This window comes from Acidovorax sp. IB03 (assembly GCF_016406015.1).
GTDB lineage: Bacteria > Pseudomonadota > Gammaproteobacteria > Burkholderiales > Burkholderiaceae_C > Acidovorax > Acidovorax temperans.
This window is the reverse complement of record NZ_JAEFCH010000047.1, coordinates 15337-29895: the sequence shown is the minus strand read 5'-3', so window position 1 is coordinate 29895 and position 14559 is coordinate 15337. Positions and strand designations below refer to the sequence as shown.

Sequence of the window (14559 nt, the reverse complement as noted above, 5' to 3'; positions counted from 1 at the left end):
GGTTACACCCACCAGCGCACCGTCATGCTCGGCTCAGGCGTACCTGCCCATGTCTCCATGGCGGGAGTGCACCGGGTCGCCTCACTGGTACAGCGCTGGGTGCTGGGAACACATCATGGCTCTGTACAGCCAGACCACCTGGACGCCTATCTCGATGAATTCGTGTTCCGTTTCAACCGGCGCACATCCAGCTCACGCGGGATGCTGTTTTACCGCTTGCTGCAGCAAGCGGTGGTTACGCCCCCGGTGACATATGCGGATGTCGTGAACAAGAACACAGGGGATAGGCAATCGGATACCATTACTGGATGAAATCACAGTATCAATGTGGTCGCTGGAGCTAAATAGATACCCCTTATATTCATACAGTTATGAGCCATGGCGATGACACCTTCCCCGACGACCTCCCGGCGCCCCCGGCGGAGGTGCGCATTCCGCTGCAGGCCCTGCGGGGGCGGGGCACGGCGTCCAGCATGGCGCACCGGTTCAGCCGCGATGTGCGCGAAGTGGCTGACGATGGGTGGGGGTACACCGGCACATTGCAAATGCCAGGGTCTGTGGTGGCAGAGCGCCGTGCGGAATATGGCGAGGCAGCCCAAGACGGCGAGGCGCATGGGTGGCACAGCAGCGGGTTGATTGCCCCCGCCACCCGCGTGCATCTGGAGACAGCGCGCAGCGCCCTGTGTGCCAACGATTCGCCCGATATCTTTTTTGAGCTTTCGGTGAACCCCTACCGGGGCTGTGAGCACGGGTGCATTTACTGCTATGCGCGCCCCACACACAGCTACCTCAACTTTTCACCGGGGCTGGATTTTGAAACGCAGATCGTGGCCAAGCACAACATTGCCGAGGTGCTGCGCAGCGAACTGGCCCAGCCGCGCTACGTGCCCAGGCTGGTGAACATTGGCTCGGCCACCGATTGCTACCAGCCTGTGGAGCGCGAGCTGAAGCTCACCCGCAGCCTGATCGAGGTGATGCAGCAGGCGCGCCACCCGTTTTCGCTCATCACCAAGTCCAGCGGCGTGGAGCGCGACCTGGATCTGCTGTCGCCCCTGGCCGCGCAGCGCCTGGCGGCGGTGTACGTCACCATCACCACGCTCGACCCGGTGCTGGCCCGCCGCATGGAGCCGCGCGCCGCAGCGCCCCACCGGCGCTTGCGCACCATCCGCGCGCTGGCCGACGCGGGCGTGCCCGTGGGCGTGAGCGTGGCGCCCCAAATACCGTTCATCACCGAAGACATGGAGCAGGTGCTCGAAGCTGCCCACGAGGCGGGCGCGCGTTCGGCCTTCTACACCGTGCTGCGCCTGCCGTGGGAGCTGGATTCGCTGTTCCGTGAATGGCTGTCTGTGCATTACCCGCAGCGCGCAGCGCGCGTCATGGCCCGCGTGCAGGATTTGCATGACTTGAGCGATGCGCAGCGCGGCGCTGGCAAAACCTATGACAGTGACTTTGTCACCCGCATGAAAGGCAGTGGGCTGTGGGCAGACTTGCTGCGCCAGCGCTTCGCGGCCGCCTGTCGCCGCCTGGGGCTGAACCGCGAGCGCGAGGGGCTGGACCTGACCCAGTTTCGCCCCGGCCTGCTGCGTGGGCAAAGCAGCTTGTTTTGACGCCGGGGCTGTTGCTGCTTTTGCCTGTGGTGTGCAGCAGGCGCCCCATAGGTTTTTAATGAAAATCGGCTCTAGCGCTCATGGGTAAAGCGCTAACAGCTATTTAATTGATAGCGGTACAGGTTGCCTCAGTCCGCCTCTCCACGAAAGCCGCCGGGCAAACTGCTCGGCTGCCCCATGCTCAACCACCCCACAGGCGCAACACCACGTGCGTGTACAGCGGAATGCCCACCAGGATATTGAGCGGAAACGTCACCCCCAGCGACAGGCTGACGTACAGCGAAGGGTCTGCCTCAGGAATGGCGTAGCGCACCACGGCGGGCACGGCGATGTAAGACGCGCTGGCGGCCAGCACCATCAGCAGCGCCGCATCGCCTGCGGGCACCTGGGCCAGCCACGCCAGGGCCAGGGCCAGCCCGGCGTGCACCAGCGGCCCCAGCACGGCATAGGCCAGCAGCCAGGGCGACTGCTTGCGCACGGCAGGCAGGTTGCGCGCTGTGGAAAGGCCCATGTCCAGCAGAAACAGGCAGAGCATGCCCTTGAACAGGTCGCCCGAAAACGGCTGCATGGCAGCCTTGCCCGCATCGCCCGTGACCAGGCCGATGACCATGGCGCCCAGCAACAGCAGTTGGGTGCCGTCGGTGAGGGATTCATGCAGGATCTTGCCCACCGACAGATGCGGCCCAGCCTTGCCCGCAGTGGCTGAGCCTGAGGCACCCAGGCTGCCCGGGCTGGGCAGGGTGGCTGCACCGGAGGGGGACATGGCCACCATCTGCGCTGCATGGGTGGCGGGCACCCCCTGCCGCTGGCGCAGTGCGTTGGCCAGCATCACGGCCAGGATGATGGCGGGCGACTCCATCAGCGCCATGGCGGCGGCCATGTAGCCGCCATAGGGCACGGATTGCGATTCGAGGTACTGCGTGGCCGTCACAAACGTCACCGCGCTGACCGAGCCATAGGTGGCTGCCACCGCCGCGGCGTTGAAGCCCGACAGCATTCGCCGCAGCAGCGCGTAACCCACCAGGGGCACCACCACGGCCAGCAGCACCGCCAGCCCCAGGCTGCTGGCCACGCTGGCGGTGAAGCCTGAGGCAGCCAGCGCAAAGCCGCCCTTCAGGCCCAACGCCATCAGCAGGTAAATCGACAAGAACTTCGAGATGGCCGCAGGCATCTCCAGGTTCGACCGCACCAGGCCCGCAAACACGCCCAGCGCAAAAAAAAGGACCGCAGGGTCCAGCAAACTTTGCATTCTTCTACTCCAAAGGGATGACTGGGGTGGATGCTAGAGAGAGCAGAGCGCAAAGTAAAATCGATTCGAATGCGGTTATCTATAGATAAAAATCTATGAACATCACCTTTCGCCAATTGCGACTGTTCCTGGCGCTGGCTGAAACCGGCAGCGTGAGCGCCGCCGCCAAGGTCATGCACGTGACCCAGCCCACGGCGTCGATGCAGCTGCGCGAGGTGACGCAGGCCGTGGGCGTGCCGCTGTACGAAGTGGTGTCGCGCCGCGTGTACCTGACCGAGGCCGGGCAGGCCCTGGCCCGCACGGCGCGCGCCATTGCCGGTGAGTGGGATGCGTTTGAGCAAGGCATTTCGGGCGCCAAGGGCCTGACCAGTGGCCGGCTCAAGGTGGCGGTGGTGAGCACCGCCAAATACTTCGTGCCCCGCTTGCTGGGCAGCTTTTGCAAACTGCACCCGCAAATCGACATTTCGCTGGAAGTGCTCAACCGCGACCATGTCATCACCCGCCTGCGCGCCAACCAGGACGACCTTTACGTGATGTCCATGCCCCCCGGGGATTTGCCGCTAGAGGATCAGATCCTCATGCCCAACCCGCTCGTGGTCATCGCCGCCGCAGGCCACCGGCTGGCCGCCCGGAAACGGGTGACGCTGGCGCAGTTGCAGGGCGAGAGGTTCATCTTGCGCGAGAAAGGCTCAGGCACCCGCATGGCCACCGATGCGCATTTGCGCCAGCTGGGCTTTGCGCCCAGTGCGGTGCTGGAGCTGGGCAGCAACGAGGCGATCAAGGAATCGGTAGAAGGGCAGCTGGGCGTGTCCATCGTGTCACGGCACGCGCTGGGGCCGCATTGGGATGGCCTGGCCATCCTGAACGTGCAGGGCTTTCCCATCCAGTCGCAGTGGCACCTGGTGTGGCCCAAGGGCAAGCGGCTCTCGCCCATTGCCGAGGTGTTTCGCGGCCACCTGATCGCCCAGGCCGCAGGGTGGATGCAGGGCCGCTGAAGGGCGCCCGTTCAGCTCTTGGCTGGCGCGGGGGCAGCCTGCTTGGCAGCCACGGTCTTGCGGCAGGCGCTGAAGATGTCCAGCTCGGGCTGGTATGCGCCCGTCTTCACATCCATCAAGCCCAGCACCGAGTGGAAGTAGTTGTCGTGCGTGATGCGCTGCTGGGCCAGTTCTTTTTGCAGGCAGGGTGTGGCCGTGCCCGTGCGCGACTGCATGGCGGGCGAGAGCCAGGTGACCCAGGGCACATGCTTTTGCACGTCAGGCGCGATGGAGTAGGGCAGGCCATGCAGGTAGATGTTGTTCTCACCCAGCGATTCACCGTGGTCTGCTACATAAATCATAGCTGGTTGCGCTTGATGGGATTGCTTTCCAAGCCAATTGAGCACTGAATCGAGAAAGTGGTCGGTTTCCACGATGCTGTTGTCGTAGGCGTTCACCACCTGCTGGCGGTCGCATTCCTGCAGCGCGTTGGATGTGCATTCGGGCAGGAACTTCTTGCGCTCCGGCGCTGAGCGCTTGGAGTAAGCAGGGCCGTGGCTGCCCATCTGGTGCAGCACCACCACGGTGCCGCGCTGGCGCTGCTCGGCGGGCAGGTCTGCCAGGCGCTGGTCCAGGCCCTTGAGCATGATGTTGTCCAGGCAGTCGCTGCCAGTGGGGCACAGTTCGGGGTCTTTCTGGGCAGAGGTGTTGGCGTTGGGAATGCGGTCGCAAGTGCCCTTGCAGCCCGATTGGTTGTCCACCCACAAAACGGCCAGGCCTGCGTGCTGCAGCACGTCCATCAAGCCTTCAAAGTTGGCGCGGCGCGCTTCGTAGCCATTGCGGCCCAGGTGCGAAAACATGCACGGCACCGAGGCCGCTGTGCTGGTGCCGCAAGCCCAGGCGTTGCCCGCACTGATGAGGTCTGGCCGGGCGGCCAGCAGTGGGGTGGTGTCGCGTTCGTAGCCGTTGATGCCAAAGTTACCCGCGCGACCGGTTTCGCCCAGCACCAGCACCAGCAGCGGCGGCTTGGACTGGCCTGCGTAGCTGGCACCCAGTTGGGCGTCGCGCCCCACGGGCAGGATGGTGCGCGTGTCCATGCGCAGTGGTTTGGTGGCAATGTTGCCCAGCGCATAGACGGTGTTGAGAGGGTTGATCAGGTAACGCAACTGGGTGTGGTTGCGCATGGTGGAGGCAAAGTCCTGGAACACCAGCAACACCGCACCCACGGCCACCAGCAAGGCGGCGACGAAAAGCCCTGCGTTGTGCAGCGTTTGCCGCAGCGGTGCCACAGCGCGCACGGGTTGGCGAACCAGCCACGCCACTGGTGGCACGGCCAGGGCGCCGACGGTCAGCGGCAGTTGCCAGTTCAGCAGGTCGCCCGCTTCCTTCACATCGGTTTGCAGCACATTGGTGAGCATGCTGGCGTCAATCGCAATACCGTAGGCCAGCATGAAATAGGCGCCAAAGGCCGCCATCAGCACCAGCAGGCCAGCTGCGGGCTTGAGCGTCCAGCGCCAGGCCAGCAGGCTCAGCAAGGCGGCGTTGCCCGCAGTGACCAGCACCATGAAGGCCGCCAGGAAAGCCCAGCCGCGAACGCCGGTGTTACCGGGCAGGTGGAGCACTTCTCGCCACAGCGGCACATTGCACACCGCGGCCATCCAGACACTGATCCACAGCACGACCCAGGCGGGGTGCAAACCCTGCGCCGAGGGCTGTGATGTGGAAGAGGCGTGGGAAGCACCAAAAAATGGGGCGCGCGGCAGCAGCCGTTGCAGGATGAGGGGCATGCAGACGATTGTTGAAACCGCCACTTAACTCCACATTAAGAGCCCGCTCAAAGTCTTAATGCAATCTCTCAACAGCCTTTGAACAGGCTCTGAGGATCTACCCCGGCATTCGAATGTCCAGCGCCAGGTCCAGCCCTTCGGCCATCGCGTATTTGCGAATGCGGCTGATCATGTCGGCGCTGAGCACATGCCCGGCAGACAGCAGCATGACCCCTTCTTTCGAAAGCAGATCCTTGCCCAGCACCATGTCGGGCTTGAGATGGTCGGTGCTGACGGGCTCGATGCGCACGGGCTTGGGCTTGACCTCTTGCGTGATGTGCAGGAAGACGTCCACCACCTCGGGGTCGAACTGCGTGCCGCGCCCACGCTGCAAGATGGTGCGCGCTTCTGCCTCGGTCAGCGACGCGCCGGTGAGGTGCCCGTGCGTCATGTCGTCGTACGTATCCACCACCGCCAGGATGTGCGCGCCCCGCGGAATCTGCGTGCCCTGAAGCTGGTCCGGGTAGCCGGTGCCGTCAAAGCGCTCGTGGTGGGTGCGGATCAATGTGGCCACGGTCTGGTGGTCGTCCAGCGCCATGAAGGCCTGTGCGCCCAGCACCGGGTGGCGCTGGTAGCTGACCAGTTCTTCCGGCGTGAGCTTGCCCACGGGCTTGGTCATGATGGAGTCCGGCAAGGCCATGAAGCCCATGTCGTGCAGCAGCCCGGCCACAAAGATGTTCTGCACTTCGTCTTCGGGCAGGCCCATGGTCACCGCCACCTTGCGCGCCAGGTTGGCGCAGCGCTTGCCATGCCCGGCCAGCACGCCGCTGCGCAGTTCCATCACGCTGGAAAAGATCTTGATGCTGGTGAGGTAGTTGCGCCGCAGTTGGTCGTTGGCCTGGCGCAGCTCGCTGGTGCGCTCTTGCACCCGCTGCTCCAGCCCGGTGTTCAGCGCTTTCAGCTCTTCGTTCTGCGCGCTCGTCAGGGCTTGCAGGCGGTCGCGTTCACGCTCCAGCTGCCTGCGCTCGGCCGCCTGGCGCACGGTCAGCCGCAGTTCGGTTTCGTCCCAGGGCTTGTGGATGTAGCGATAAATCTGCCCTTCGTTGATGGCCGCGACTGTGGCCTTCATGTCGGCATACCCCGTGAGCAGAATGCGCGCGGTGGCGGGCCAGCGGGCTCGCACCTGGGCCAGCAGGGCGGCGCCGTCCATGCCCGGCATGCGCATGTCGCTCACCACCACGTCCACGGGGTGTTGCTCCAGCACGGCAATGGCTTCCGCGCCGCTGCCCGCTTGCAGCACCTTGCAGTCTTCGGCCCGCAGCACGCGCTTGAGGGCTGACAGGATGCTGGGCTCATCGTCCACGCACAGCACGGTCCAGGGCTCGGCAGGTGGTGCGGGCGGCTGGCTGGGCGCTGGCGCCGCAGCCTCGGCGGGGATCAGTGGGGTGTTGTCGGTGTCCATGGCTGCAAAAAGGGTACGGGGCTGGGCGGTACTGGCAAAGGCACTGGCCCGCCGTCAAGCGGCTGGCTGGGTGGCTGCTTCTTCGTGCTTGATGGGCAGCGTGATCCTGAACCGGGTGCCCACACCCAGTTCGCTGTGCACTTCCATGCGCCCACTGTGCTTTTGCACGATACCGTAAGACAGCGACAGGCCGAGGCCCGTGCCTTTGCCCACCGGCTTGGTGGTGAAGAAGGGGTCAAAAATACGCTTCAGGTTTTCTTGTGCAATGCCTGCGCCAGTGTCGGCCACCTCCACCCACACATTGGGGCCATCGACTCCGGTGCTGATGGTGATGGTGCCACGCTCAGCCGTGATGGCGTGGGCTGCGTTGACCAACAGGTTCATGAACACCTGGTTCAGCTCCGAGGGCAGGCACTGAACTTCGGGCAGCGCGCCGTAGTGCTTGACCACGTCGGCCTTGTACTTGATCTCGTTGTTGACGATGTTGAGTGTGGAGTCGATGCCCGCGTGCAGGTCCACGCTTTCCCACTCCTGGCGTGCATCCACGCGTGAAAAATCTTTCAGGTCCTGCACGATTTTGCGCACGCGCTGGATGCCGTCGCGCGACTCGCGCATCAGGTTGGGAATGTCCTCTTTCAGGTAGTCAATGTCCAGATCTGCCTTGAGGCTGCGGATGCGTGCCAGTGCTGCGCTGTCGCTCACGCTCGCCTCGGCCTGCTCGTAGGCGTCCAGCATCTGGAAGAGGTCTTCCAGGTACTGCTCCAGGGTGCCGAAGTTCGAGAAGATGAAGCCGATGGGGTTGTTGATCTCATGCGCCACACCCGCTGCCAGTTGCCCGATGGAGGCCAGCTTTTCCGACTGGATGAGCTTGCTCTGCGCATCAGACAGCTTGGAGTTCACCTCCTTCAAGTCCCGGTTGGTTTTGATCAGCTCGCCCACGATGGCGCGGATCTGCACGTCTGACATCTCGGCCAGCGTCAAATCCTGGGGCAGGGGGGATAGTCCGTTGTGGGTCATGGGGCCTCCTTGGCGGGCTTCAGCACGGCATACAAATCGTTGAATTCGCTTTCAATGCTGGCCAGCAGCGCCGGTAGTTCGCGCTCTTGCAGGCCCAGCCGTGCCCAGGCTGCAGAGCTGATTCCAGGCACGGCCTCGTTGGGGGCATCGGCCAGGTCCAGTGCGTGGGTGATGGCGTCGGCCACGTGAACGATGTCAATCAGCGTCAGCGCGCCCGAAGGCGGTGGGTGGTGGTGGCCCGCGATGGCATCGGTCACATCGCTGGTAAACCGCCAGTGGCGGCACACCCAGGACCCCAGTTCTGTGTGGTCAATGCCCAGCAGCATGTACTCAGCATCGCAGTGGGGCGTGTCACTGGCCTCTGCCCAGGCAATGGCCTGCGCGGCTTCCAGGGGGTGGTGGCTGTCTACCACCAGTCGGCCCACATCGTGCAGCAGGCCTGCGGTGAAAGCTGCTTGCTCATCCAGGCCCGTGCGCTTGGCCAGTTGGCGGGCTGCGGTGGCGCAGCCAATCGAATGCCGCCAGAACGCATTCATGTGCAAAGACTGGCCGTGGAGCTTTTCGAACTGCAGGGTCAGCGCCGCCGCGATGACCAGGCTGCTGAGCTGGCGCATTCCCAGAATATTGATCGCATCACGAATGGAACGCACCCGGCCGGACAGCCCGTAGAACGGAGAGTTCGCCAGCTGCAGCACTTTGACCGACAAGGCCTGGTCCAGGCTCAGCGTGTTGGTGATGGTGTCCAGCTGCACCTCATTTTTCTGCACCAGCATCATCAGCTCCTGCACCACGGTGGGCAGGGAAGGCAGGGCGCGCACGTCGCGTGCGAGGGCTTCGCGATCAAGCTTCAAGAGACGGGGTGGCGGGACTTTCATGGCAGCTCAATTCCGCGGTATTCGAAAAGCGCTTTCTTCAGCACATGGGTCTGGCCTTTGGCATCCAGGCGGCGAAACAGGTGGCGCAGCCGTTGTGCAGCCGGATCCACGGCCTCAGTCGGTTGTATTTGCGTACCAGGTGCTGGTGATGCGGCTTCAAGCGTGGTGCTGATGGGGGCAGCAACGGGTGCTGCACTGGGTGTGTCGGGCAGTGAGGGGGCGGAATGGGGTGCCATGGACAAGGGCTGATGTTTTTGATCGGTGCCGTGTTCGCGCTCGCGTCTTTCGCGTCTTAACAGGGCGTTTCGTTGTCGGGCTGTGGCTGTGCTGGGCTATGGTGGTCCGTCAACACCACCATCAGGCCGCGCGGCGGCGTGGTGTTCAGCACGCGCACCTTGCCGCTCCAGTGGGGGCCCAGCCAGTGCAGGGGCGCCTGGTAAGTGGTTGGGGCGTTTTGGGCTGGGGTCGAAAGTAGTTCCGTCGCCATGGGCGGCAGGGGCTGTTGCAGCACGGTCTGGGCAGGTTCGCCCAGCACGGCAGTGCGGTGGCCCAGAACGCGCTGGGCCTCCTGGTTGGCCAGCACGATGACTCCGTCGGGGTCCACCCCCAGCAACGGGACGGGCACCAGGTCCAGCATGTCGCGCACAGCGTTGGCACGGGCTGATTCCTGGTCGATTTGCTGCTGCTGGTTGTTCAGCACCATCTCCAGCCGCTCGTTGGCGGCGGCCAGGGCCTCGCTGGCCGTGACGACTTCGGTGGCCAGGCGCTTGTTTTCGTCGCCCAGTTCCTTGTGGGCAAAGGCCTCGCGCACATGCACGAGCAGCCGTTCGTCATCCCACGGTTTGGTCAGAAAGCGGTAGATGGCGCCTTCGTTGACGGCGTCGGTGATCGACTGTAGTTCGGTGTAGCCGGAGAGCACCATGCGCACGGTGTCGGGGTACAGCTCTTTGGCGCGGCGTAGAAATTCAACACCGGTCATGCCGGGCATGCGCTGGTCCGAAAGCACCACGTCCACTTCGTATTCGGCCATGCGCTGCAGCCCCTCGGCTCCGCTGCTGGCCGTGACGATGCGGTAACCCTCGCGGCGGAACAGGCGCCGCAGGGCCGAGACGATGTTGGGCTCATCGTCCACCAGCAGCAAGGTGCGTTCGCGCCGGCGAGTGAGCAGGTGGGCGGGCAACGTGATCTTGCTGGCCAGCTGCTGCACGAGTGCATTGGCGTCCACAGGCGGCGACAGCACCGGGCCCTGCATGCGGTCACAGCCATTGGCAATCAGCAGCGTGAGCTGGCCTGTGGTTTCCACACCGTCTGCCATGACCTTCATCTGCAGGCTGTGCGCCATGTTGATGATGGCCCGGGTGAGCGAGACATCACCGGTGGCCGCCGTCACATCGGGCACGCATGAGCGGTGCACCTTGATTACATCCACCGGCAGGGTGCGCAGCAGGCCCAGGTTGGTGGCGCCCGCGCCGAAATCGCCCAGCGAAATCTCCAGCCCCAGCCCGCGCAGCTGGTTCAAGGTCTTCACCAGTTCAGGCGATGCATTGAACAAGGCCTGTTCGCTGATCTCAATGCCGAGCGCTTGCGCTTGAAGGCCGTTGGCCAGAAGGCTTTGGCGCAGCTTGTCCACCATGTCGGGCTGCTGCAGCTCCAGTTGCGAGATGCGCAGACACAGGCGCGGTACACGCACGCCCGCCTGCTCCCAGGCACGCAATTGCTGGCAAACGGCTTCACGCTTCCAGTCGCCCAGCATGACGATCAGGCCGGTTTGCATGGCAATCGGCACAAACTCATGGCCTGGCACACTGCCCAGTGCCTGACTGGTCCAGTTCATGATGACCTGCGCACCGGCAATCTCGCCGGTGGTCAGGTCGGCCTGCAGTTGGTAGGAAAGGCCCAGCTCACCGCGCTCTGCGGCATGCCGCAGGCCCGACTCGACAGCCAGTTTGCGCAACGCTGCCGCCCGGGCTTCGGGGGTGAAGATCGCGACCTGTTCACCGGTGGCTGGAATGTCCATGCGTGCGGTTTGTGCGGCTTCCAGCAGCTCGCTGGCGGTTTGTGCATCGGCCGGAAAGCGCGCCACCCCCACGCGCCCGCCAGGAACAATTTCGGCCGCGCCCAGGCGCTCGGGCTTGGACATGGCCTCCACCACCGCGCGAGCGTGGTGGTAGCCCTGGGGGTCCAGCGCGCTGCTCTCGGGGCTCAGCAAAATCGCAAATTCGCCGCCGTCCAGGCGCGCCACGATGTCGCTGGGCTCGGCCAGCGTGTAAAGGCGTGATGCCACGGCCATGGCCATGGCATCACCCGCCCCATAGCCCATGGCCTGCTTGAGCTGGTCTACCTGATCGACCTGGATGGAGAGCAGCAAAAACGGTTGCGGGTCCCACTTGGCGGCGTGCACGGCTGCATCAATGCGGTCGAGCAGTTGCGTGCGGTTGGCCAGGCCCGTGACTTCGTCGTGGTTGGCCAGCTCCTGGATGCGCTGCTCGGCTTCACGCTGGGCGGTGATGTCCTGGATGATGACGTAGCCATGGCGGCGGCCAGAGCCGTCGGTTTCGACCATGCCCCGCTGCAGCACTTCAAGCCGCTTGCCATCGCTACAGACCAGCCGGTGCTGGAACTCGAACGGCTCGTCGGGCAGTGCGCCTTGCCATATCGAGGCCGCATAGCCGCGCTCTTTCGCGGGCAGCCGCTGCAGCAGGCGCCAGCTGGGCACGGCTTTGGGGTGAAAGGGCAGCCCCAGCAGCGTATACAGGCCCTTGGACAGCAAGGCCTTGCCTTGGTCCAGGTCGATTTCTGCCGAGCCGCTGCGGCCCATGGTCTCCGTCTGCTCCAGCATGCGGGCACGCCAGTGCGAAGAAAAAGCAATTTGCGCGCGCTGGGGTTCGTCCACCACGGTGATCAGTTCGGCCCCTTCGGCCAGTGCGGGCAGCACCCGCGCATAGGCACGCCCATTGAAGATGCGGCCCGAGGCAGTTGCACAGCTCACATGCCGTTGGCCGCGGCCTATGCCGAGCAGTTGCGGCCACAGCTCTGGCCACTGTTGCTGCAGCCAGGTGGCAGGGCGCAAGGCGTCTTCAGGGGCAGCCCCGAGCAGTTCGGCAAATCGCGCGTTGATGAGCACGGGCTGGGCACGGATCAGCAGGCAAAGCCCCATGGGCGTCGCGTCGAAGATCCGTTGTTTGAGTTCATCGACGGACGCGCACACCTCGGCGGTGGCGCTTCCCGGCGCGGGAGAGGTTTCTATCGACAAAGAAGAGGTCGTCGTCATGCAATCTTTCCGGTGCCTGCGTGCGCGGGTGGCTGTTGGCGAAGCCCATGCACCAGCGCTGTGCATGGTTACATTATGTGACGTGTTTGCTCAATTGTAAGCACATTTATCAAATAAATGGTTGTTTGATAAATGTATCAATTTTCGATTGAGCAGCTTCACTGCTCTGTGCCCGTTCTGCGGCAGGAGGCAAGAGGCAGGGCGCCCTCGTTGCGCCATGCAGAAGGCTATCTTTTGCAGGCCTGTCATGCCTTGGTCACACGCCGCGCCTACAATAGCGGCGCGCGCTGCTACCCCGGCGGCGCAGTCACAACCAAGTACTGCACGATGGCAAAAGACTTTTCCCTGATGGAAGACAGCAACCGTTCTTCCAATCCCAGCATCCATGAGGTGTCCGCGCCTTCGCGCCGCACCTTGTTACGGGGCGGTTTGGGTGCGTTGGCCGGTAATTTTCTGGCGCCGCTGAGCTCGGTGGCCGGTGCTGCTGCGCTGGTGGGTTGTGCCACCCCTGGCTCTGGTGCTGGCCCCCTGTTGGGCTTCAAGAGCGTAGCTCTTTCCACGGCCGATACGGTGGCGGTGCCCGAGGGCTACACCGTGCAGGTGATCGCACCCTGGGGTGACCCCGTGGGCATGTCTGGCGAAAACGCCGCGTTCAAGGACGATGCCAGCAACAGCGCCGCCCAGCAGGCGACCCAGTTTGGCATGCACCACGACGGCATCCACTACTTTGCGCAAGAAGGCTCCAAGGTGGGCTTGCTGGCCATGAACCACGAGTATGTGGACCACGGTCTGCTGTTCCCCGACGGCGCCGCCAACTGGAGCCTGGAGAAAGTGCGCAAGTCGCAGGCCGCCCACGGCGTATCGATCTGCGAAGTGCAGGAAAAGAACGGCAAGTGGGAGGTGGTGACACCCTCGCCCTGGGCGCGCCGCATCACAGCCAACACGCCCACCCTGGTCAGCGGCCCCGCCGCAGGCCACGCGCTGATGAAAACGGCAGCCGACCCGCAAGGTCGCTCGGTGCTCGGCACCCTCAACAACTGCGCCAGCGGTATCACGCCCTGGGGCACGTACCTCACGTCCGAAGAAAACTTCATCAACTACTTCAGCGGTGGCGAAACGCTCAGCGCCCATGAAAAGCGCTGGGGCTTGAAGAAGGGTGGCTCTGGCTACCGCTGGCATGAGTTTGACGCGCGGTTTGACGCCACCAAGAACCCCAACGAACCCAACCGCTTCGGCTGGATTGTGGAGATTGACCCCAACAACCCCAGCTCCACCCCCGTCAAGCGCACGGCCATGGGCCGGGGTGCGCACGAAGGCGCCACGGTGGCCGTCACGCGTGACAACCGGGCTGTGGTCTACATGGGCGAAGACGCACGCTTTGAGTACATCTACAAGTTCGTGAGCCGTGATGCCATCAAGCCCGGCGGTGCCGCGGCCAACGCCACGCTGCTGGACCATGGCACGCTGTACGTGGCACAGTTCAACGCCGACGGCAAGGGCCGCTGGATTGCGCTGACGCATGGCGAAGGCCCGCTCACAGCCGCCAACGGCTTTGCCGACCAGGGCGAAGTGCTGATCAAGGCCCGCCAGGCCAGCGACCTGCTGGGCGCCACCAAGATGGACCGCCCCGAGTGGATTGCCGTGGACAAGCAGGGCTGGGTCTACACCACGCTGACCAACAACAGCAACCGCGGCGGCGCCAACCAGCCCGCCGTGGATGCGGCCAACCCCCGTGCCAACAACACGCAGGGCCACATCATTCGCTGGAAGGAAGACGGCGACTTCAGCGGCCAGACCTTTGCCTGGAACCACTTCGTCATGGCGGGTGATCCATCGCTGGAGCGCGCCGAGGCCAAGGGCAACATCAAGGGCGACATGTTCTCGTGCCCCGATGGCCTGTGGGTGGACGGCCGCGGTGTGCTGTGGATCCAGTGCGACATGTCCACGTCGGCCATGGGCAAGGGCGACCTGAAGAACTTTGGCAACAACATGATGCTGGCTGCCGATGTCAACACGGGCGAAGTGCGTCGCTTCCTCGTCGGCCCCGCAGGCTGCGAGGTCACCGGCGTGACCACCACGCCCGACGGCAAGACCATGTTCGTCAACATCCAGCACCCGGGCGAGCCCGCCAACGAGCTGACCGACCCCAAGAACCCCCGTGCCGTGTCCAACTGGCCCGAGAAGAAGGCCAACGGCCGTCCTCGCTCGGCCACCGTGGTCATCCGCAAGGCAGACGGCGGCGTGGTGGGCACTTGAACCGCGCTGGGCGCTGAGTAAAAAAAGGGCTGCCCCTTGCGGGACAGCCCTTTTTGCCATTGGAAGGCGGTACGAAACAGCC

11 protein-coding genes are annotated in these 14559 nt (G+C 64.1%); 4 read left to right on the top strand and 7 right to left on the bottom strand.

Features of this window, described 5'->3' with window-relative positions; translation table 11 throughout:
- Positions 1–312 (top strand): transposase (locus tag IHV84_RS18270; RefSeq protein WP_198847925.1); only part of this gene is annotated, 312 nt, incomplete at its 5' end.
- Positions 313–371: 59 nt separating this feature from the next.
- A complete protein-coding gene (locus tag IHV84_RS18265; RefSeq protein ID WP_198847924.1) occupies positions 372–1607 on the top strand; it encodes a PA0069 family radical SAM protein in 1236 nt (411 codons plus the stop codon).
- Between the two features lie 181 nt (positions 1608–1788).
- Here the strand turns inward: IHV84_RS18265 and IHV84_RS18260 are convergent, their stop codons facing one another.
- On the bottom strand, positions 1789–2856 hold the full coding sequence (locus IHV84_RS18260; protein ID WP_198847923.1) for a sodium-dependent bicarbonate transport family permease: 1068 nt from the start codon (positions 2854–2856) through the stop codon (positions 1789–1791).
- 95 nt (positions 2857–2951) lie between these two features.
- Here IHV84_RS18260 and IHV84_RS18255 point away from each other — a divergent pair, with 95 nt between their 5' ends.
- Positions 2952–3851 (top strand): LysR family transcriptional regulator, encoded by a 900-nt coding sequence (locus tag IHV84_RS18255; protein WP_198847922.1) that lies wholly within the window; start codon positions 2952–2954, stop codon positions 3849–3851.
- An 11-nt stretch (positions 3852–3862) separates the two neighbouring features.
- Here the strand turns inward: IHV84_RS18255 and IHV84_RS18250 are convergent, their stop codons facing one another.
- The 6 genes from IHV84_RS18250 to IHV84_RS18225 form a co-directional block, all read right to left on the bottom strand.
- Entirely contained in the window at positions 3863–5617 is a 1755-nt protein-coding gene (locus IHV84_RS18250) for a phosphoethanolamine transferase (protein ID WP_198847921.1), read from the bottom strand.
- Between the two features lie 97 nt (positions 5618–5714).
- Positions 5715–7058 carry an HD domain-containing phosphohydrolase gene (locus tag IHV84_RS18245; RefSeq protein ID WP_198847920.1) on the bottom strand — a complete coding sequence of 448 codons (1344 nt, stop codon included), beginning with the start codon at positions 7056–7058 and terminating at the stop codon, positions 5715–5717.
- Positions 7059–7112: 54 nt separating this feature from the next.
- Positions 7113–8075: an ATP-binding protein gene (locus IHV84_RS18240; protein WP_198847919.1), complete on the bottom strand. Its 963-nt coding sequence runs from the start codon at positions 8073–8075 to the stop codon at positions 7113–7115.
- Positions 8072–8950 (bottom strand): HDOD domain-containing protein, encoded by an 879-nt coding sequence (locus tag IHV84_RS18235; protein WP_198847918.1) that lies wholly within the window; start codon positions 8948–8950, stop codon positions 8072–8074. Before IHV84_RS18235 ends, IHV84_RS18240 begins: the two co-directional genes overlap by 4 nt.
- Complete coding sequence (locus tag IHV84_RS18230) at positions 8947–9186, bottom strand: hypothetical protein (RefSeq protein ID WP_044397601.1); 240 nt, start codon at positions 9184–9186, stop codon at positions 8947–8949. Before IHV84_RS18230 ends, IHV84_RS18235 begins: the two co-directional genes overlap by 4 nt.
- Before the next feature lie 56 nt (positions 9187–9242).
- Positions 9243–12221, bottom strand: a complete 2979-nt coding sequence (locus IHV84_RS18225) for an EAL domain-containing protein (RefSeq protein ID WP_198847917.1) — start codon at positions 12219–12221, stop codon at positions 9243–9245.
- Positions 12222–12548: 327 nt separating this feature from the next.
- Here IHV84_RS18225 and IHV84_RS18220 point away from each other — a divergent pair, with 327 nt between their 5' ends.
- Positions 12549–14477, top strand: coding sequence for a PhoX family phosphatase (locus IHV84_RS18220; RefSeq protein WP_198847916.1), 1929 nt, complete (start codon positions 12549–12551; stop codon positions 14475–14477).
- Positions 14478–14559 lie beyond the last annotated feature (82 nt).

What these genes read in the sequence shown, in the direction of transcription:
- IHV84_RS18230 (WP_044397601.1), bottom strand. Translation starts at nt 9,186, where the DNA reads ATGGCACCCCATTCCGCCCCCTCACTGCCCGACACACCCAGTGCAGCA.
- IHV84_RS18265 (WP_198847924.1), top strand. Translation starts at nt 372, where the DNA reads ATGAGCCATGGCGATGACACCTTCCCCGACGACCTCCCGGCGCCCCCG.
- IHV84_RS18235 (WP_198847918.1), bottom strand. Translation starts at nt 8,950, where the DNA reads ATGAAAGTCCCGCCACCCCGTCTCTTGAAGCTTGATCGCGAAGCCCTC.
- IHV84_RS18255 (WP_198847922.1), top strand. Translation starts at nt 2,952, where the DNA reads ATGAACATCACCTTTCGCCAATTGCGACTGTTCCTGGCGCTGGCTGAA.
- IHV84_RS18240 (WP_198847919.1), bottom strand. Translation starts at nt 8,075, where the DNA reads ATGACCCACAACGGACTATCCCCCCTGCCCCAGGATTTGACGCTGGCC.
- IHV84_RS18245 (WP_198847920.1), bottom strand. Translation starts at nt 7,058, where the DNA reads ATGGACACCGACAACACCCCACTGATCCCCGCCGAGGCTGCGGCGCCA.
- IHV84_RS18220 (WP_198847916.1), top strand. Translation starts at nt 12,549, where the DNA reads ATGGCAAAAGACTTTTCCCTGATGGAAGACAGCAACCGTTCTTCCAAT.
- IHV84_RS18260 (WP_198847923.1), bottom strand. Translation starts at nt 2,856, where the DNA reads ATGCAAAGTTTGCTGGACCCTGCGGTCCTTTTTTTTGCGCTGGGCGTG.
- IHV84_RS18250 (WP_198847921.1), bottom strand. Translation starts at nt 5,617, where the DNA reads ATGCCCCTCATCCTGCAACGGCTGCTGCCGCGCGCCCCATTTTTTGGT.
- IHV84_RS18225 (WP_198847917.1), bottom strand. Translation starts at nt 12,221, where the DNA reads ATGACGACGACCTCTTCTTTGTCGATAGAAACCTCTCCCGCGCCGGGA.